Source organism: Psychrobacillus insolitus, from assembly GCF_003254155.1.
Lineage (GTDB): Bacteria > Bacillota > Bacilli > Bacillales_A > Planococcaceae > Psychrobacillus > Psychrobacillus insolitus.
Window position 1 is genome coordinate 73815 of sequence record NZ_QKZI01000007.1, and the last position, 20080, is coordinate 93894.

Consider the following 20080-nt stretch of genomic DNA (forward strand, 5'->3'; position numbering starts at 1 on the left):
TCTATGTCTTTATTTGGGAGTGAAAATTATGTTTTGGATAGAATTATTAATACTGCTTAGCTGCATCATAATAGGTGCCCGTCTAGGTGGATTAGGACTTGGGGTTATGGGTGGAGTTGGATTAGCCATTTTCGTATTTGTATTTGGTTTACAGCCTACTTCTGCACCAATAGATGTCATGCTGATGATCTTATCCGTTATCACAGCAGCTGGTGCGCTTCAAGCAGCTGGTGGATTGGAATACCTTGTATTTCTCGCTGAAAAGGCATTACGAAAAAATCCGAAATATATTACGTATATCGCTCCTCTTGTTACATATATATTTACTTTCTGTGCAGGAACAGGACATGTAGCCTATTCTGTTTTACCAGTCATTGCAGAAGTTTCTCGTGAATCTGGAGTAAGACCTGAAAGACCGATGTCCATCGCGGTTATTGCTTCACAACAAGCAATCACTGCAAGTCCGATCTCAGCAGCAACTGTTGCACTTCTAGCTATATTGACAGACTTTGATGTTACACTGCTAGATATTTTAATGATTAGTGTACCTTCTACTTTTATCGCGTGTATGATTGCTGCTTTTGTGTCTAGTAAAATGGGGAAAGAGCTTTCTGAGGATCCTATCTATTTACAGCGTCTAGAAGAAGGACTAGCTCCAATTAAGAAAGATAAAAAAGTGTATATTGCAACTAGAGGTTCAAAATTATCCGTTGTTATTTTCCTTTTAGCTGCTATATCAATCGTTTTCTTTGGTTCAATTGAAGACTTAAGACCTGGTTGGGTAATAGAAGGAGAATTTACTCGCATGGCTATGCCGGTAGCCATTGAAATCATCATGCTTACTGCTGCTGCAGTGATTATTATTTTCTGTAAAGCAAATGTAGATGAAATTGTGGGAGGAAGTATATTTAAAGCAGGTGCATCTGCTGTTGTCGCTATTTTTGGTATTGCTTGGATGGGAGACACATTCTTTACTGGGAATGCTGAATTCATTACTAATAATATTTCAAATTTAGTAACTACAGCACCATGGTTATTTGCCTTAGCGTTGTTCGTTCTGTCGATTCTTTTATATAGCCAAGCTGCAACTGTTCGAACTCTTATGCCACTTGGTTTAACACTTGGAATAAGTCCAGCACTATTAATCGCAATGTTCCCAGCTGTTAATGGCTATTTCTTCATGCCGAACTACCCAACTGTTGTTGCAGCTATTAACTTTGACCAAACTGGAACAACTCGAATTGGAAAATATATTTTAAATCACAGTTTTATGATTCCAGGATTGATCGCAACAATAGTAAGTGTTGGAATTGGGATATTGCTTAGTATGATTTTGTTATAGGAATATTGTAAGTAAAAAAAGAGGTTGTATAATATATGATGTTGGTGAAATAACATCCTGATCCGCGCTGATTTTCGTTACGAGCGGACGCTTTCCGTGGGGCGTGCGGTGAGCCTCCTCGTCGCGAAAACCGCGCTCCTGTGGGGTCTCACCTGTCACGCTAATCCCACTGGAGTCGCCGCTCGGAACGAAAATCAGTAAAGTGAATATTGGAAACATAAGTTCGAATGGATAAAGAGAATAAGTGAGATTCCCTGTAGAATAAAAAGCGAACAAAAAAATACGCTCAAAAGCGCATAATCCTACTTGTAAGCATTTCACCGAATCAGAAAGCAACAGGATACTTGAAAAACTAAAAAAGAGGCTGACCCAAAAGTACAAACTTTGGGTAGCCTCTTTTGTTGTTATAACGATATCCGAAATGCTTTTACGATTATTCCATCATTTGTTGGTTCAAAGTCAAATTGAGGTAATCTTTCAAAGCCTAGGTGTTCATATAATTTTATCGCATCTTCCATAAAATCTGCGGTATGTAACCCCATAGCTGGGAAACCTTTTTCTTTCGCTCGCGAAATACATTCGTTTATGAGCGCTGTTGCTACCCCTTTACCTCTAGCTTTGGACGAAATAGCGAGCATCCGTAGTTCTGGATAATCAAGTTCGTCTTCCAGTAAACCTTCATATGCTTTTATATCAGGAGAAAATAATGCAACACTTCCCACTATTTCACCATCTATTACTGCTACAATTCTTTCAATACCAGGCTTTAAATCCGCATCTGAAAGGATAGATTTTTTTAAGACATTCCAGTGGTCTGCAGGAATTTTTTGTGCATGTTCCTCATACGCATGTAATCTAATTTCTCGAATAAAAGCTAATTCATGTTCTAAAGCATCACGTAAAATCAATGTAACTCATCTCCTTCTCTTATCTTTACTAACACTTACTTACTTGTGAATAAGAAATTTCTCTTCTTTGTTGCTCAAAGCTTCTCGGTTATGCGGAGTCGTAAAGATAGAAACATCTGGACCCTTTGGTAGAATATTTCTCCCTTTTTGATCATCACTCGCAATATGATTAGATAAATGGTAATGGATTTTAATCGCTTCAAAGTTCGTTGTATCTCCAAATCCAGGTGTTTGATACAAGTCACGTAAATATCCCCATAAGTTTTGGAAATCTACAATTAGATTGCGATTTGTTTTAAAAGCGGAATAATAAGCAACATCAAAACGTGCAAGTGTAGCATATAGGCGAACATCTGAATCTGTAATATAGTCACCAAACAAAAAGCGTTGCGTCGATAAGCGTTGCTCTAATGCATCTAATCGATCAAACAATATATCATACGCCTCTTCATATGCTTCTTGAGAACGAGCAAAACCACATTTATATACGCCATTATTTACTTCATGAAATATAACATCACTTAAAGCATCAATTTCTTCGCGTAAATGTTCTGGATATAAATCCGGGGCATTTTCTTTATGAAACGGTGCCCAAGCTGTTTCCAAATGATTTGTTAATCGGAAATAGTCATTATTCACTGCTTTTTGTTCTTTCACATCCACAATAACTGGCACTGTCGGTCTGCCTTCGTAATCAGGATCTGCTTTTTTATAAACTTCACTTATATATTGGATCCCTAAAACCGGATCTACTCCATTTTCATCTGTAGAAAACTCCCAGTCTACTCGTGGGATATTTGGACGCATTGGACTAGCAGTACCTAAACTTATCACGTCTTCTAAACCTAGTACACTTCGCACAATGACAGAACGATGTGCCCATGGACAAACCGGGGACCACAACAGTCGATATCTTCCTGCTTCAACTGGTAGTTCACCTGGTTTATCTCCAAACAGTGTTGCAAACTGATTTTTTTGGCGAATAAATCTCCCTTTTTCATCAACTTCTACTGGTACTTCTTTTTTTGTCTCTCCCACTTTTCCTCATCCTTTTCTAGGTTAATGACTCATCCATTATTTTTTTACGCTTAAACGTTCACGGTTATGAGGGGTGTTCCATCCAGAAACATCTGGTCCCTTAGGTACAATTTTTAATGGATTTTCAATGACATTTGCAGAAGCAAAATACCCTTTTTTAATGGATTCAAAGTCTGTTGTATCTCCAAATCCTGGCGTTTGATATAAATCACGTGCATAAGCCCACAAATTTGGGAAGTCAACGATTCTATTTCTATTTGCTTTAAATGCAGTATGATAAGCAACATCAAAACGTGCTAACGTAACATATAGTCGTATATCTGAATCCGTCATAACATCTCCAAACAGGTAACGCTGATTAGATAAACGTTCTTCCAATTCATCTAACCTTGCAAATAAGGTATTATACGCTTGCTCATAAGCTTCTTGCGAATGAGCAAATCCACATTTATATACGCCATTATTTACTTCATGAAAGATGATGTCATTTAAAGCATCGATCTCTGCATATAAATGTTCCGGATATAGATCTGGCGCATCCTCTTTATGAAACGGTGCCCAAGACGTCTCCAAATAATTTGTTAATCTAAAGTAATCATTATTTACTACTTTCTTTGTTTTAATATCCACTATAGATGGTACTGTCGCGCGTCCACTATAATCTGGATCTGTTGCCTCATATACTTCTTTTAAATAGCGGATTCCTAAAACAGGATCTATTCCACCTTCATCTAAAGAAAATTCCCATCCTTCTTCCGTTCGAACTGGATTAGCTGTTCCTAAACTTATAACATCTTCTAATCCAAGAAGTTTGCGAACAATCACTGCTCTGTGTGCCCAAGGACAAATAGGAGCCCATAATAGTCTATAGCGACCACTTTCTACTGGTAACTCTCCTTCATTATTTCCAAAAGGAATAGAAAATCTGTTTTTTTGACGATCAAATGAACCGTCTTCTTTTATCTCGTGTGTAGCTTCTGCCGTTGCAATTTTGTTTTCTTTTTTATTAAAGTCTATATTGCAAAATGCTTGTTGTTCATTCTCTGACATCTCATACACCCCTTCTTTTTATAAAGCATACTCATCTTGTTGGTTTAATTCATTTTATTTGTTTATTATCTTGAAGTCAAGATATAAACCCTGTGCTGTATAGTTATTTTCATTTATTTGATAAAGATAAAGACGGATGCTTTAATGAGGTCATGTAATATTTTCGAATAACTAGTTTGATTGGAATCAATTCCTTTCACCAATTATTTCCTTTCCCATTTTCCTTAATTATACATCTTACAATGTTAACTAACTGTTAATTCTATCGTCTTTGTACCCTTTGTCAGAAAACCACAACGCAGGAACGAAACACTAACTTGAGTGGCTAGCAACCAAAACGAAACTGTGTCCTGTCCCTCACAAGAAAAACACGTACAGCGACCAGAAGTTCCTAAACGTGAACCAAAAAACTTCACCTACATTATTACACGTTTAATATTCCTATTTAAATTATTTTTCGTGATTTTTAAAATATAGAAAAATGACTATACGACTTATCCAAAAATAAGTGCACCCAAGAGACTTTTCTCCTGTTTTTGCACTTATTTTCGGATAAGTCGTGTGTGGTTTTTATGCATTTTTGAAGGTGGGTAGGTTTTGTTAGATGGAGTGGTTTTGAAGAGCGCTTTCTTGTTTTATCCATAAATTGTAGGCCGGTTGATTCTGACAAAGGGTCTCGGCAGGGGATTTTGGGCAACATCTTCTTCCTATATAAAATAACTAGAAGAAAATATTATTCTGTTTTAAAATTGTCTCTAAAAAAGATAGGACCATTCATCAAATAAAAGATGAAATTCTTATACTTTAAAAAACCAACTACAACGACATTTAAGTCATTGTAGTTGGTTTAGTTAATTCGATACTATTTTTTCCCCATGCTAACATGAGTTAGTATTCCACCAAATGCTTTGTTTTTCAGCATCACTTTGAGCAAGCCATACCCCATGAGAGCTCCCACAAATGAGCTCATAGTAAACGCAGGTATAAATCCAAACAGTGCTGCTTCTTGGCCTAAAAATAAAATTGCAATCGGATAAGTGGCCATAGCACCAAGTATGCCAGTTCCAATAACTTCACCTAGCGCAGCATACTCGATCTTTTTTGTTTTTGAAAATAGGAGAGCTGCTAAAAGAGCTCCAATCACGCTTCCTGGATAAGCAAATAAACTACCTGTTCCCATCATATTTCGCAATGTAGACGTAAGTAATGCTTGTAAAACGGCATACCATGGGCCAAGTAATACGGCCGATAACACATTGGCAAAGTGCTGAATCGGAAATACCTTCGCAAAACCTAATGGAATATAAACAAAGCTACTACAAATAGTTGTAATAGCGGCAATAATCGCCGTATAAGTAAGTTTTCTCGTTTTATCCAACTCTGTCATCCCCCTTAATCTTTATTTTGAAACAATATTTTGCACAATATCTTTCGGATCCACTTGTGTCTCGATTACACCCATTTCATATAACCAGTCAGCCACTTCTTGCCAGCTTTCTTCTTCCTGATAGCCAAACGGCACACCGTCGTCCTCCATAAGCGGAAGGAGAATTTCTAGACTCGCTGTTTCTACTTCTTTATCTAATGCAGAGTCGTCATTTTCATTGGCTAGTAATACTTGTAATCCCTCTTCAGGATTAGTCTTTACAAATTCATGCCCCTTTTCAATAGCTTGCCAAAACTTTTTAATCGTCTCTTTCTTCTTATTAAATGTGTCTTCTCCTGCAACAATAACCAATTCATAATTGTCTGGTACACCGTAATCACTTAATTTCAATAAGTTCATATCATATCCTTCTTTGTTCAATAGAACATATTCATGATTGATATATCCTCCACCAATCGCATCCACATTACCTGTAGCAATCGCAGGCATCAAATCCCATCCTACATCTGTCATCGTGACTTTCTCAAAATCGCCGCCATCTGCTTCTACCATAGTTTGAATAACCGCTTCCGTAATAACGGTTGATGGATAACCAACATTTTTTCCTTCTAAATCCTTTGGAGACTCAATTCCTACTTCTTTTTTCATCATAATCGAATCGAGTGAATGTCTCACATATGCAGCAACTGACACAACTGGAATGCCTTCTGCTCTTGATAAAATCACTTGATTTTGATAGCTAATAGCTAAATCTACTTTGCTTGTAGCGGCTAGCTTCAATGGATCATTTGCATCTGCAGGCATTTCAATTTTTACATCCAGCCCTTGCTCTTCAAAATATCCTTTTTCTTCTGCAACATAGATTGCCGAATGCACAGCGTTTGGATACCAATCTAGCATAATACTTATTTCCTCTAGCTCTTTTTCATTAGAGTCAGTTTGTTCCGTTTCACTACACCCAACAAGAATTGCTACGATCATTACCGCTAAAATTCCAGACATCCATTTTTTCATTTTCTCTCCATCTCCTAATCTGTATCTTTCCATTTATATATCGTTCTTTTTTCTAACCATGAAGCAAGGGCAAATAATAGAATACCTAAAATGGTTAATATCGTAATCGCCGCAAAAACACCTTCTGCATTTAAATTGCCAGACATTCTGCGACTGTAATAACCTAGCCCTTTACTAGCTCCAAGCCATTCTCCAATCGTTGCTCCTACTAAAGCAAACACAATTGCTAACTTAAATCCTGAGAAAAAGGAAGGAAGAGCCATTGGGATATGTAACTTCTTGAATATTTGAAAACGCGTGGCACCCATCGAATGTAATAATTCGACGTACTCTTTGTCGCACGACTTCAACCCATCATACGTACTGACGACAATTGGGAAAAAGGAAATAAGGACTGTGACGGCAACCTTACTCCAAATTGAATAGCCAAACCACATCACAAATATTGGGGACAGCGCAATAATCGGAATCATTTGCGAAATAACTACAGCTGGATAAACTATTTTTTCGACTATCTTTGAAAAAAACATGCTAACAGCTAGCGCTATACCGCCGATGACCGTAATAGCAAACCCAATTAAAAACTCCAACATCGTTACACTTAAATGCTCTAAAAGTAGAGGTTTCCAGTTTTCAACAATCGTCCTCACTACTCCAGTTGGCGCTGGAATAATAAAGTTCGGCACAATTCCCTTTCGAACAAGCACTTCCACAATTACTAATAAAATGATTGTAAATAAGCAAAATAAACTATATGTTTGCAACCATTTTTTAATCTGTTTCATTTGAAATCCTCTTTTCCAATTCCAACCGTAATGCCATCATCTTTTCAGAATGGAATATGTCAGGATCACGTGGCCTTGGCAAATCTACTACTATTTCTTCTACTTTTTTGTTGCGATGTAATAAAAATATGCGATCACTTAAATACACAGCCTCTTCTAAATCATGCGTAATGAATATTATCGTCTTGTTTAAATCTTGCCAAATGGATAATAACCAAGATTGCATCTCTTTTTTCGTAAGCGCATCAAGTGCTCCAAATGGTTCGTCAAGTAACAACACATCTTTTCCTGTCAGCAGTGTACGCAAAAATGCTACCCTTTGCTTCATACCTCCAGATAATTGTTTAGGAAGAGCACTTTCATATTCTTTTAAGCCAACACGCTCCAACCACTTTCTTGCCTCTTCCTTTGTCAGCTGTAAATCCTTTTGAATTTCAGATGCCATCATTATATTGTCAAGAACAGTTCGCCATGGGAGCAACAAATCTTTCTGTGGCATATATCCTACATCACCAAGTGCAATTTCTTTATTTCTAAGTAAAATTTCTCCTTCATCTTGTTTAAGTAGTCCTGTTAGTAATCTTAAGATTGTACTTTTCCCTGTTCCACTTTTGCCGATTAACGACACAAACTCACCTTGTCGAACTTCCATATTTAAATTAGAAATCACACTCTCTCCATTTTTTTCGAAAGCGTATGAAACATTCTTCACAACAACTGTCATTTCCCCACCTACTTCCATCGCTTTATTTGTATAAAATTCGCAACAAAAAAAATAACCACTTTCTAATATAGAAAGTGGTTTCGTAGCCTGGCACATTACAAATGTATGTCAGTCGAAACTACTTTCCTACGCTAGTATTACCTAGATCAGGTCCAAAGGGTTCATCTCAGCCAAATCGGCGCCCCTAGTAGATTCAATATTAAGTTTTCTTATCCCATAAAAAAATCCCCATCAAAAATCGAGTGGGGTATGTTTGACAGCATCATTTAAACATTCCGCACTTTCCTCCGCTAGCGTAAACTAGATCAGGTTCAAAGGGTTTAGAACTATTGTTCATTCTCAGTCTGTTACCAGACACCCCTAGTGAGTTATTTTATTTTCATAGTTAGCATAACATTCCTACCCAATTATGCAAGTTCTTCTACTAATTTTTCCCGTGTAAAATACGTTGTAAGTTTTCTAGCACTCATGGATGCGCGAAAGAAGAAATGATAAAGACTACCCATTTTCTATTTATTAAATTAAACTTCACCCTAAGTTAATGTTGGATAATATACGTCTTTTCTCAGACACACATCTCGGTGACGTAAATCTTCCTCCCCTTTGAAACGGAGCCACATTTCATCATCTGCCATGACACCATGCGTTTTATGCACAATTCCCCAGCGATTATACGCATTTAGACCGAGCGCAGCTAGTAGTTCTTTTGCATTCTCGCGACTTTTAGGAAATGTACGCCACTTCAGCCAACTTTCAAGTTCATCTAGTGAAATATGACCTTCCATGTTTGGCGAAAACTGTTTATTAAACCCTGAAATATAATTTTTCACATAGGGTGTAGACCCATTTTCTGGTTTCAATTGTACATTTGCGATAACGTCATCAAACAACATAACATCAAATACCATATAATCAATCATCTTAATCACCTTCTATCAGTAATTTTTGATACGCAGGATGGTCTAGTTGCATCACTACATCTAATCATGTCTAAGTTTCTTCTATTATACAATGCTCTATTCGTTTATAGATACATAAGTAGTCCATCAGGTATCTTTATCTGCTGCTTCCGTCATACATTTGTTTTCTTCTCCATTTTAATGTATTCAATTGTGCGAATAAAATAATTACGGAAAATTCTATTTAATAAGTAATATTGTATTGAAAGCATACTAGGGAAGAATACTTATTATGTTCACTAAAAGTCTATTGTCATACACATTAGTACTTGTTATAATTGGTTGGTCAATTAGTGTGCTAACACACTAAAGTAAAATAGAATAGTAAAGGTAGGCGTTGACATATGAAACGTTTTGCAATGATAACAATGCTACTTGTAGCCGTTTTTGGACTTTTGGCTGCATGTTCTGATTCATCTTCAAAAACAGGCGAAAAAGCAGAAGAGAAAGAAACATTGGTAATTGGTATAGATGATAAATTTGCACCAATGGGATTCCGCGATGAAAATAACGAAATTGTTGGATTTGACATTGATCTTGCAAAAGCAGCAGCTGAAAAAATGGCTGTTGAAATAGAATTCCAACCAATCGATTGGAAAACAAAAGAAGCAGAACTAAATAGTGGTCGAATAGATTTAATTTGGAACGGTTATACAGTTACGGATGAGCGTAAAGAGAAAGTTCTATTTACAAAACCATATTTAGCAAATGCTCAAGTGGTCGTAACATTAGCTGACTCAGAACTTAGTAAATTAGATGATTTAGCTGGTAAAGTAGTAGGGTTACAATCACTTTCTTCTGCATCAGATGCATTAGCTGGAAACCCAATCAGTGAAGACATCAAAACTGTAACAGAGTTCTCTGACAACGTAACTGCCCTAAGTGACTTAAAAAGTGGTCGTCTAGATGCAGTAGTTATCGACGAAATTGTTATTAACTACTATATGACTACACAAAAAGATACTTTCAAAATTCTAGAAGAAGAACTTGCTCCTGAAGAATATGCTGTAGGTATTAAAAAAGGAAATGAAGAATTACAAAACAAAGTACAAACTGCACTTGATGAAATGAATACCGACGGCACTGCTGAAGAAATTTCAATCAAATGGCTTGGCGAAGATAAAGTATTAAAATAAAATCGATAGAATACAAAACAGGATTTCCAGTGGAAACCCTGTTTTGCATTTTAATGAAGCAATTGAACAATCTTTCTTAAGGAGGAACAACACGATGACTTGGGATTATTTTATAAGCATTCTGATACCTATGCTTGAAGGTTCTAAAATGACGATTTTGCTGTTTTTAATCGCTATTGTGCTGTCAATTCCACTAGGCTTTTTATTGACACTTGCTGTAAAAAGTAGCTTTAAAACACTATCTTGGCTAGCACAAATATATATTTACGTGATGCGTGGTACTCCACTTTTACTACAATTATTAATCATTTGCTTCGGTTTACCAATGATTCCGGGTATCGGTCAATATCTAGTACTAGACCGATTTGTTGCAGCTTGTCTCGGCTTCGTCTTAAACTATGCTGCTTATTTTGCTGAAATTTTCCGTGGTGGTCTATTGGCAATTGATAAGGGCCAATATGAAGCAGCGAAAGTACTTGGCTTGAACAAATGGCAAACGATGACACGCATTGTTGTACCGCAAATGTTCCGCATAGCATTGCCATCTTTAGCAAATGAATCGGTGACGCTAGTGAAGGATACAGCTCTATTGTATGCAGTTGCTGTACCAGAGCTATTGCACTTTGCTCAAACAGCGGTAAACCGCGACTTTACAATTATGCCTTTCTTTGTTGCTGGTGCTATTTACTTAGTCATGACATTACTATTAACGTTATTCTTTAAGTGGATTGAGCGTCGCTACACATTTGAATAAGGAGGAGAAACACTATGGCAATTATTGAAATATCAAAACTCAAAAAATCATTTGGCAGTCTGGATGTATTAAAACAAATTACATTTGATGTGAATAAAAATGATGTAGTGGCGGTTATTGGCCCCTCTGGATCAGGTAAAAGTACGATGCTCCGCAGCTTAGTTCATCTAGAAACAATCGAAGGCGGTAGTATTTCCGTTGATGGTGACTATCTAGTGAAAGATGGTGTCTATCCAAAGCAACAAGACATAAAACAAATTACCTCTAAAATGGGCATGGTTTTTCAACACTTTAATTTATTTCCGCATCTTACAGTCAAGGAGAATCTTGAAGTAGCACCTCGGTTGTTAAAGAGAGAATCTTTGGCAGTAATTAGTAAGCGTAGTGATGAACTTTTAGAAAAAATAGGACTAGCTAATTTTTCTAACACGCATCCTGCAAAACTGTCAGGTGGTCAAAAACAACGCGTTGCCATTGCTCGTGCTTTAATGTTAAATCCAGAAATTTTATTGTTCGATGAACCAACATCTGCACTTGACCCTGAATTAACAGGGGAAGTTTTGCAAGTAATGAAAGACCTCGCAGAAGAACATATGACAATGATTGTCGTAACCCACGAAATGGGCTTTGCCAAAGAAGTGGCAAATCGCGTAGTCTTCATGGACAATGGCGAAATCGTTGAATCTGGATCACCAACTGAGTTTTTTGAAAACCCACAGTTCGACCGAACAAAAGCATTCCTCCGTCGTAATTTGAAGTAAGTAACGAATAAACTAGCCTAGCACCCAGTGACAGATTCAAATAGTCCTCTATTTGGGTTCTCTATTAAATGTCGTTGGTGAAGAATTTTAGTCGGCTATAATTGATTTATTTATTTGTCGCGGGACTGTCCAGAAAGTCAGTAAAACTGATTTTTGAGGCAGTCTTTTTATGTGGTTTTTCAAGGCTTGTTTTCTAGATCTATTTGAACTTAAGTTTCCTATATTCTCTTTGCTGATTTCGTTCCGAGCGGCGACTCCGGTGGGATTAGCGTGACAGGTGAGACCCCACAGGAGCGCGGTTTTCGCGACGAGGAGGCTCACCGCACGCCCCACGGAAAGCGTCCGCTCGTAACGAAATCAGCGTGGATCAGGATTTTTTTCACCAGCGTCATATATTGTACAACCTCTATTTGTTACTATCACTGGGGTGCTATTTTAAACTATTTCTTCTTTTTCACTTTTTCACTTTTTCTTCTGCTTGCTTAATATTCTCAGTAACTCTAAATGTAACAATCTCACTTATTAACTCGGAAGGAATTGGCTTGCCTATAGGAAACTGAACGGATCCTTTTGCATGTTTATACGCAGATAGTTTATGTTGAAAAGAAGCGATTCCGCTAGCACCTGGGTAAAATCCGATATGATTTTTAAAAGCAGCGAAATGTACCAAATTTCCATGTAACGCGAAAGTGGGCATTTGATAGCTTATCTTTTCTATTGCATCTGGTGCAGACTCTTTTATTACTTGCCTTAATGTTTGTAATATTTCCTGGACCTCTGGAGGAAATGTTGAAATATATTCATCTATTGATTGAAAACTAGTTTTATTTCCTTCCATAATAGCTCCTTTCATTAACCTTTATCTATATTTCATTTAATACTTCCAATGTTCCTAATACATGATCAAGAAAATCTGCAATTTCATCTATATTTTCTTCATTAATTTTAGGTTTAATTGCCACTTCAATAATGTCTAAGTAACTTGATGCTTCTTGTTTATACACAAAGCTCAGTGTTTGAGTGACCTGGATGTCAGATTCCCATATTCCGTTTAGTGCTTGCTCGATTTCATCGCACTGCTTGGGTATATTTTGAACATGTTTGTAAAAACGTAATAACAAGGAACAACCAGGGAATTTACCAGACTCCTCCAATATTTCCGCTGCTAGATCTTCTAAAGAAGCTTCTAAAACAATTTCTGCTGTTACATCTGGCTGCTCCACTAGCTTAAATTGAATGGCAAAATCCTTTTTAAGGATGGAAAAATCCATTCGATCAACTCGGTTAGTAATATTAATTTTGTGATCTAAATTATCTAGATCATACACATGATTTTCAAATGCTACTTTCAAATTATCATAAATTGTTGGATCATACATATAAATCCCTCCAGATTAAGTCATTACCTACCGGTAGTATATCGAAAAATGCATGATGATGAAACTCTATTTTCATTTAACATATAATGCATTAGTGAAGCTTACACGAACGGAGGTGTTTACACTGATTCATACTGTTCAACAAGGGGAAACACTGAGTCAAATAGCAAGAGATTATCGTACACCTCTATCTGCAATCATTAACGCTAACCCATCCATCACTCCAAATGTACTTTATATTGGGCAATCCATCGTAATTCCAGGATTCCCTGATCCTAATACGCTCCCATATCAAATCGAAATTTCTATCAACAATCGATGGCTACGATTACTAAGAGACGGCGTTTTGCAAAAACAATACCCTATTGCGGTTGGAAGAATGTTATACAATACACCTATTGGAGATTTTATCATTATTAATAAAGCACCTAATCCAGGTGGACCATTTGGAACAATGTGGATGAGTTTGTCAAAAGAACATTATGGGATTCACGGAACGAATGATCCAAGTTCCATTGGTAAAGCAGTATCACATGGTTGTATCCGCATGTACAATAAAGATGTAGAGGAATTAGCTCGAACTATTCCAATAGGAACGCCGGTTTTTATACACCCATGAATTAGAAAAGACTACCCTTAAAAGTCATTTAAACCTGACTTTTTTTGGGTAGTCTCTTTTGAACACATTCAAGTTTTGTATAACCATTTACTTAATGGTCCCGATTTATAATGTAATTCAAAAAATGCTTCAAGAAAGTAGTAGTACGTGGAATATCTTTTAATGTTTCCATTGCACTACAGTAGTTTTCCCACATCTCTTTTTTGGCAGCTTCCTCCCCTAATATTGATACAAAAGTGGAGTTATTATTTTCCGCATCCTTGCCAGTGAGTTTTCCGAGTAAAGTTGGATCTCCTTCAACATCAAGCAAGTCATCCTTAATTTGAAATGCAATGCCTGCATGACGAGCAAACTTTTTCAAAGCTTCCATTTCTGAATCCTTCGCATTTGCAAGAAATGCTGGCATTAAAAGAGAAGCTTCGAATCCTAGTCCAGTTTTATAAAAGCACATCATATTTAACTGTTCTAATGTCATGTGTTTCCCTCGGGAATCTAAATCCATCGCTTGCCCTCTACACATATCGGCTGTTACTTGAGCTGAATACTGGATCAATTTAAGTACCGTCTTCGAATCGAATTGATCTAGAGCCGTTTGTTCACTGATAGCCTTCTGAGTCAGATAAAGACCAGTTAATTCTGATATGGCTACGTTATACACCTCATGGAGAGTTGGACGCCCCCTACGAGTGGATGCATTATCCTGGGATGGTAAATCATCAATTATGAGAGATGCAGTATGCATATATTCCAATGACTTTAGTAGTGGCTCGATTGCTGAACTTTTCAATCCATATACATTTACACCCATGAACCAACTCACGATCGGTCTCAACCGCTTTCCGTCACCTTCAAGAATGTAATTTGCAGCATCAATTATCGGATCGTACACAAAAGATAGATTCTCAGTCTTGGGGATATTTAATATGTTATTGATCTGATTGCGTACGGTCTTGATTGTATTGGAAAAGTCCTCCTGCTCCTTCCGTTCATTTTTTAAAGTGGTAATCATATGATCTCGAAGTAGTTTATCAAAGAAATCTACATCATCTGCTTTTCGAACCATGTCTTGGAGCAGTCGATTGAATTTAGGATTACCAGAAGCAAATAGGTGCATAACTTCCTTGTATTTTTCATTACCTACTCGTTCTTTAAATCTTTTCAGCCCGTTTATAGCCCGGTCCAAAATCACCTCACGAGTTTTAGCGTCTGAGTCATACACGTTATGAATCAGATTCGAGATTACTGTCCAGTACAATTCAAAAGGGTTTATGAGATCCTTACGTTTATCGTGATATTTTAAATAGTAAGTATAAGGTGTTACCGCACCATCCTTCATGTCATCAAACATATCTGCAAAATCATCCGCCAACTGATTGTATATGCCATAAAAAAATGTTCGATTGTCAAATTCCTTATCCTCAGAAGCACCGATTACAGAACGAACAATCAATCGAGAAGAAGCAGATTTTAAAATGATCGGTATATAAAGTTCTTCATTCGTGTAATTTGCATTTGATAGATCCTTTACACGGTCCACTTCCTGCGAATTAAAAAACACATAAGATTGCTCGAAAAAGTGTTGTCTTGTCTCTTGTCGTTGATGGTCCTTAATATACTCAAAAGCATCTCGGAGCTCCGAATGAATATATCTGATCAGATCCTCATTTTCTCCAACCCACTCTGTAAGTTCCGGTACAGCACCAGTAACAAGTGTAGTTCGTATCAATTCGGAATATAGTTTTTCCTCTTCAGTGGATAAAATTTTGGCATCTAGAAGATCGTCAATAAATGGATAAGTCAAGCCATAAGAATAGCCAAGCCTAATCGCTTTATCGAGTTTTTGCGTACGTTCTTCAGGAGATATGTCACCTTTCATCTCTTCAATCTCTTGCATGATTACCCCAGCAATGATTTTAATGAGTTTTCGCTTTGCTTGCTCAGCATCCATTTCCTTTGGAAGATTAGAGGATACAGTTTTTAGTTTGTTCATCAACCAGATTAGACTCAATTCAACGCCTTCCTTCTGGGCAGTCCGGTACAAACCCGCCATACTAAACGTCTCTTCTTTTTCCTCTCGATTTGTCAGATGAATTTTCAAACTATCAACTACAGAACGAATTCTTTCCTGTGTGTCAGGTGAGTTCAATGCTTTCCCTAGATCCCTCATAAAAATATAGGACATACTTCGATCTAGGTAATTATCTAGTTTCCCTGTATAATCTAGCCAGCTTATATACTTGTGATACCCACTAGAATCAGGTTTTCTCTTCCCGCGTGAAAAAAGGGATAATATTGAATATTGATGTATGTGATTATGTTTCCACAATTGTATATCGTCTGTTAAGGTCTGGACATAATTCTTTTGCATGACTTGCATATTCAGTGTCTTAAAATAATGAGCAGCCTTTTGCTCAGCTTTCTGATAGCATTCATCGGCATTTATTATAAACTTATCGTTCATTCCATAACTCACCTTCACTTAATATATCCATTTTGAGATCAATAGGGATAATACTTCACTACCCCTCTTTAATGCCTTAATTTCTGTATTGTTCCACGTTTTTTTCTTTCTGTATAATTCTATGAGTAGACCAGTAGCTTCATAATCAAATAAAATAAAAAAGAGGATAGAAATAAGTATACAGGTAAACATAAAAACGGGTCACAGATTTATGTATATCTGTGACCCATTAAACCTAGTTAATTTTGTTTATTATATTTATTACTCTCTTTCACCATTTGCTTCCCACCTATCTATTTCTTCTCGAACCATAGGCGCTACTTCTTTACCTAGTAGTTCGATTGCTTTCATCACGTCTCTATGAGGCATCGACCCTACTGGTGTGTGAAGCATAAAGCGTGTGATGCCCACATTTTTACGAAGGAAGATTACTTTTTCAGCGACCGTTTTCGAATCACCTACATATAAAGCTCCTTCTAGGCTACGTGCAGCATCAAAGGTTCCACGAGTATATGGACCCCATCCACGCTCCCGGCCCAAGACATTCATAGACGCTTGAGTAGGTGGGAAAAATTTGTCCACTGCAATATCGGTACTTTCGGCAACGAATCCATGAGAATGCGATGCAACTGTCAATTTAGATACGTCATGTCCAGCCTGTTTAGCTGCTTTCTTATAAAGTTCCACGAGTGGTGCAAACTGAAGTGGGCTACCTCCAATAATCGCTAATACTAATGGTAATCCAAGAACACCTGCACGAACAACAGATTCCGGAGTTCCACCACTAGCAATCCATACAGGTAGTGGATTTTGAACAGGGCGTGGATAAACACCCCGATTTTGAATAGATGGGCGATGCTTTCCACTCCATGTAACCATTTCAGATTCCCTTATTTTTAATAACAAATCTAACTTCTCTTCGTACAATTCATCATAGTCTTTTAGGTCATAGCCAAATAGAGGAAAAGACTCGATAAAAGAACCTCTACCCGCCATAATTTCTGCTCGGCCATTTGAAATCGCATCTAGCGTAGAGAATTCCTGAAATACTCGCACTGGATCGTCAGATGATAACACCGAAACCGCACTTGTCAGTCTGATCTGCTTTGTTTGAGACGCAGCTGCGGCTAGTAGAACCGCTGGCGCTGAACATGCATAATCTTTCCGGTGATGTTCTCCCACACCAAAAACATCTAATCCTACCTGATCTGCTAATACAATTTCTTCTATAACTTCACGGATTCGCTCAGCATGACTAATTACCTTACCTGTTTCTACATCTGGCGTTGTTTCTACAAACGTTGTCAAACCAATCTCCATTATTATTGCCTCCTCTTTCTATTTCCGGTGAAATTTTGTTCATGGTATTATTTAAAATTGTTATGTCCATAGTTATCATACATTATCATCCTATTTATTTTCAATTTTGAGGTTATTTAAAGACAAACGCGGGTCATGATGTTTCCCCTTTCTCCACTTCAAACATAGTATGACTTTATAGAAGAAAATTATTGACAGTAACTACTTAATTTAATTGAATATTTAAACAAGTAAACTATTGCAATTCTATTAGAAAACAGGTATGATTCTAATCATTATATATTCTCTTATTTCAAGAACTTTTGAAGTAAGGATAGAGGCGCAAAGACCATCAGTACACATTTGGAGGATATTGAGATCCTATGACAATTGTGGAAAGGGGAATTTGCCGAAGTGGAAGGAATCTCAATTTTCTCGACGCTGGTTCTGTTGTTGAACAAACACAGAATTGTCATATAGGAAACTATATGGAGGGCTATCTTACGCACAGAAATAATTTATTATTTCTACTGCAACAACGAGCCCTCGTTGTTGCTTTTTTGCGTAAATTTACTTACTGCCCTTCTCCCTCTAATGTTAAAAATAAAAATACAGGATGTGGAGAAGTAATGAATTTCGGACAAATTTTAACTGCTATGGTGACTCCTTTTGATGAAAATGGTGACATTGATTTTCAAGCTACAAAAAATTTAATTAATTATTTACTATCAAACGGAACGGACGGATTAGTGGTATCCGGTACAACAGGAGAATCTCCAACATTAACAGATGAAGAAAAGGTCCAGTTATTCAAATTTACTGTAGAAGTTGTAAGTGGAAGGGTTCCAGTAATTGCTGGTACTGGATCGTACAATACTAAAGCATCGATCGAACTAACAAAACTTGCAGAAGATGCAGGTGTCGATGGCATTATGCTCGTAGCCCCATACTATAACAAACCATCCCAAGAAGGTTTATATCAGCACTTTAAGACAATTGCAGAGGTAACATCTTTGCCGGTAATGCTATACAATGTTCCCGGACGCAGTGTTACCAACATATCTGTGGAAACAGTTATTCGCCTTTCAAAAGTTCCAAATATCGTTACTATTAAAGAGGCAAGTGGTGATTTAGATGCCATGTCCGAAATAATAAATAATACATCTGATGATTTTTCATTGTATAGCGGTGATGATGGTTTAACGATTCCAGTGTTATCGATTGGTGGAGTAGGTGTCATTTCTGTAGCGTCCCATGTTATTGGGAATGAAATGCAAATTATGGTCACAAATTTCAAAAATGCCAATATCCAAGAGGCAGCTAGGGATCATCGTAGACTATTACCTATTATGAAATCACTATTTACTGCTCCAAATCCATCACCTGTAAAAGCAGCTTTAAATTTAACAGGTATCCCTGTCGGTGGCGTTCGTTTACCTATGATTCCTTTAAATCCTGAGGAGCTAATTACTTTACAACAAGCTCTTAATTTACAGGAAAAAGTAACATTATAATTAAATATTTTAATAAAAAGAGCAAATTCCATGTTAACTTGGAATTTGCTCTTTTTTTATGACCTATATTTCACAGCTAACCCTTTTAGGAATTTTCGTGCAAAATTATCCCCGCACTCTTTATAATTACGATGCCCTGATTTTCTTAAAATAGCACCTAATTCTCCTTTTGATACAACAATACCGCCATCATGCAAAATATCTAGCATATCTTCCGTTGTTAATTGGAGAGCTACTTTAAGTTTCTTCAGCAACATATTATTCACGTGGTCCTTATGCTGTTCTACAGGCTCCGCATTTGCAGGTTGTTCTTGTTCTGGTTTTGGATCCTGTTTGCCTCTTTTATGCGTGATGAAACCATTCAAAAAAGATTCTAACATTTTATTATTACATTTTATATGATTTTCATCTTCCACTACTTCTTCATCATCGTCATACTCATCTTTTGATTTGGTTAATATTTTTAATACGTCTTCTTTTGAAACTTCTACGCCACCTAGTTTAAAAATTTCTACCATGTCTTTATTTTTTATATCTAGTGCATATCTCAATCTGATTAATATATCATTATTCTCCATCTATAAACCTCCATTAAAATTACCTCTGTTGTCATAATATAAAGATACATCTTTTACATACAAAGCATTGCGAATACAATCATGATTAAGTGGCTTTCCCCAAAATATAATAGGAATAAGGTGTAAGTAGCAAGTAAAATAGGTAAAAAGAGCAGGACTTCATTTTAACACCGGTTGAGTTGATAACAAAGGTTTATTATTACAATAACAAACGAATATGGCAAAAATCAAATTTCCGCGAAATCTTGTATAGCTAAATGAATTTGTTCATGTGTTTCTTCTACATTTTGAGATACACGTGTAATGTTCTCGGTCACTTGTTCAATTTCTCTAACAATGCCTTCAATATTTTCTTTTACTTCAGAAATGGAA

20 protein-coding genes and 3 riboswitches are annotated in these 20080 nt (G+C 36.8%); of the genes, 6 read left to right on the forward strand and 14 right to left on the reverse strand.

Going from position 1 to position 20080, the window contains the following annotated elements:
* Nucleotides 1-28 precede the first annotated feature (28 nt).
* On the forward strand, nucleotides 29-1342 hold the full coding sequence (locus C7437_RS13620; RefSeq protein ID WP_111440302.1) for an anaerobic C4-dicarboxylate transporter family protein: 1314 nt from the start codon (nucleotides 29-31) through the stop codon (nucleotides 1340-1342).
* Nucleotides 1343-1746: 404 nt separating this feature from the next.
* Here C7437_RS13620 and C7437_RS13630 read toward each other — a convergent pair whose 3' ends face one another.
* The 8 genes from C7437_RS13630 to C7437_RS13665 form a co-directional block, all read right to left on the reverse strand.
* Nucleotides 1747-2250, reverse strand: a complete 504-nt coding sequence (locus tag C7437_RS13630; protein ID WP_111440304.1) for a GNAT family N-acetyltransferase — start codon at nucleotides 2248-2250, stop codon at nucleotides 1747-1749.
* Nucleotides 2251-2289: 39 nt separating this feature from the next.
* Nucleotides 2290-3288, reverse strand: a complete 999-nt coding sequence (locus C7437_RS13635; RefSeq protein WP_111440305.1) for a glutathione S-transferase family protein — start codon at nucleotides 3286-3288, stop codon at nucleotides 2290-2292.
* Between the two features lie 36 nt (nucleotides 3289-3324).
* A complete protein-coding gene (locus tag C7437_RS13640; protein ID WP_111440307.1) occupies nucleotides 3325-4338 on the reverse strand; it encodes a glutathione S-transferase family protein in 1014 nt (337 codons plus the stop codon).
* 862 nt (nucleotides 4339-5200) lie between these two features.
* The gene (thiW, locus tag C7437_RS13645; RefSeq protein WP_111440308.1) at nucleotides 5201-5716 is read right to left on the reverse strand and encodes an energy coupling factor transporter S component ThiW; all 516 of its coding nucleotides are present in this window, start codon (nucleotides 5714-5716) and stop codon (nucleotides 5201-5203) included.
* 21 nt (nucleotides 5717-5737) lie between these two features.
* A complete protein-coding gene (locus C7437_RS13650) occupies nucleotides 5738-6739 on the reverse strand; it encodes an ABC transporter substrate-binding protein (protein WP_111440310.1) in 1002 nt (333 codons plus the stop codon).
* A 14-nt stretch (nucleotides 6740-6753) separates the two neighbouring features.
* On the reverse strand, nucleotides 6754-7524 hold the full coding sequence (locus C7437_RS13655; protein WP_111440312.1) for an ABC transporter permease: 771 nt from the start codon (nucleotides 7522-7524) through the stop codon (nucleotides 6754-6756).
* Nucleotides 7511-8248 carry an ABC transporter ATP-binding protein gene (locus C7437_RS13660; protein WP_111440409.1) on the reverse strand — a complete coding sequence of 246 codons (738 nt, stop codon included), beginning with the start codon at nucleotides 8246-8248 and terminating at the stop codon, nucleotides 7511-7513. The genes C7437_RS13655 and C7437_RS13660 overlap by 14 nt, the downstream gene beginning before the upstream one ends.
* A gap of 106 nt (nucleotides 8249-8354) precedes the next feature.
* Nucleotides 8355-8444: riboswitch (TPP riboswitch) on the reverse strand.
* A gap of 69 nt (nucleotides 8445-8513) precedes the next feature.
* Nucleotides 8514-8620: riboswitch (TPP riboswitch) on the reverse strand.
* Between the two features lie 161 nt (nucleotides 8621-8781).
* Entirely contained in the window at nucleotides 8782-9168 is a 387-nt protein-coding gene (locus tag C7437_RS13665; RefSeq protein ID WP_111440313.1) for a hypothetical protein, read from the reverse strand.
* Nucleotides 9169-9551: 383 nt separating this feature from the next.
* Here C7437_RS13665 and C7437_RS13670 point away from each other — a divergent pair, with 383 nt between their 5' ends.
* The 3 genes from C7437_RS13670 to C7437_RS13680 all read left to right on the forward strand — a co-directional run bounded on the left by C7437_RS13670 (nucleotide 9552) and on the right by C7437_RS13680 (nucleotide 11858).
* A complete protein-coding gene (locus tag C7437_RS13670) occupies nucleotides 9552-10343 on the forward strand; it encodes an amino acid ABC transporter substrate-binding protein (RefSeq protein WP_111440315.1) in 792 nt (263 codons plus the stop codon).
* Between the two features lie 94 nt (nucleotides 10344-10437).
* Nucleotides 10438-11097 carry an amino acid ABC transporter permease gene (locus C7437_RS13675; RefSeq protein WP_111440316.1) on the forward strand — a complete coding sequence of 220 codons (660 nt, stop codon included), beginning with the start codon at nucleotides 10438-10440 and terminating at the stop codon, nucleotides 11095-11097.
* 14 nt (nucleotides 11098-11111) lie between these two features.
* A complete protein-coding gene (locus C7437_RS13680) occupies nucleotides 11112-11858 on the forward strand; it encodes an amino acid ABC transporter ATP-binding protein (RefSeq protein WP_111440318.1) in 747 nt (248 codons plus the stop codon).
* 454 nt (nucleotides 11859-12312) lie between these two features.
* Here the strand turns inward: C7437_RS13680 and C7437_RS13685 are convergent, their stop codons facing one another.
* Both C7437_RS13685 and C7437_RS13690 read right to left on the reverse strand, forming a co-directional pair.
* Nucleotides 12313-12696 (reverse strand): iron chaperone, encoded by a 384-nt coding sequence (locus C7437_RS13685; RefSeq protein ID WP_111440320.1) that lies wholly within the window; start codon nucleotides 12694-12696, stop codon nucleotides 12313-12315.
* Between the two features lie 25 nt (nucleotides 12697-12721).
* On the reverse strand, nucleotides 12722-13237 hold the full coding sequence (locus tag C7437_RS13690) for a hypothetical protein (RefSeq protein WP_111440322.1): 516 nt from the start codon (nucleotides 13235-13237) through the stop codon (nucleotides 12722-12724).
* Between the two features lie 124 nt (nucleotides 13238-13361).
* On the opposite strand from C7437_RS13690, the gene C7437_RS13695 reads away from it, so the two are divergent.
* Complete coding sequence (locus C7437_RS13695) at nucleotides 13362-13856, forward strand: L,D-transpeptidase family protein (protein ID WP_111440411.1); 495 nt, start codon at nucleotides 13362-13364, stop codon at nucleotides 13854-13856.
* A gap of 91 nt (nucleotides 13857-13947) precedes the next feature.
* Here the strand turns inward: C7437_RS13695 and C7437_RS13700 are convergent, their stop codons facing one another.
* Complete coding sequence (locus C7437_RS13700) at nucleotides 13948-16317, reverse strand: polyprenyl synthetase family protein (protein WP_111440323.1); 2370 nt, start codon at nucleotides 16315-16317, stop codon at nucleotides 13948-13950.
* Nucleotides 16318-16578: 261 nt separating this feature from the next.
* Nucleotides 16579-17637, reverse strand: a complete 1059-nt coding sequence (locus C7437_RS13705) for an LLM class flavin-dependent oxidoreductase (RefSeq protein ID WP_111440324.1) — start codon at nucleotides 17635-17637, stop codon at nucleotides 16579-16581.
* Between the two features lie 306 nt (nucleotides 17638-17943).
* Nucleotides 17944-18123: riboswitch (Lysine riboswitch) on the forward strand.
* A gap of 122 nt (nucleotides 18124-18245) precedes the next feature.
* Here C7437_RS13705 and dapA point away from each other — a divergent pair.
* Nucleotides 18246-19130 (forward strand): 4-hydroxy-tetrahydrodipicolinate synthase, encoded by an 885-nt coding sequence (dapA, locus tag C7437_RS13710; RefSeq protein WP_111440413.1) that lies wholly within the window; start codon nucleotides 18246-18248, stop codon nucleotides 19128-19130.
* 56 nt (nucleotides 19131-19186) lie between these two features.
* Here the strand turns inward: dapA and C7437_RS13715 are convergent, their stop codons facing one another.
* Together C7437_RS13715 and C7437_RS17215 are read right to left on the reverse strand one after the other, a co-directional pair.
* Nucleotides 19187-19708 (reverse strand): YehS family protein, encoded by a 522-nt coding sequence (locus C7437_RS13715; protein ID WP_111440325.1) that lies wholly within the window; start codon nucleotides 19706-19708, stop codon nucleotides 19187-19189.
* 227 nt (nucleotides 19709-19935) lie between these two features.
* Nucleotides 19936-20076 carry a hypothetical protein gene (locus tag C7437_RS17215; protein ID WP_245909299.1) on the reverse strand — a complete coding sequence of 47 codons (141 nt, stop codon included), beginning with the start codon at nucleotides 20074-20076 and terminating at the stop codon, nucleotides 19936-19938.
* Between the last annotated feature and the right edge of the window lie 4 nt (nucleotides 20077-20080).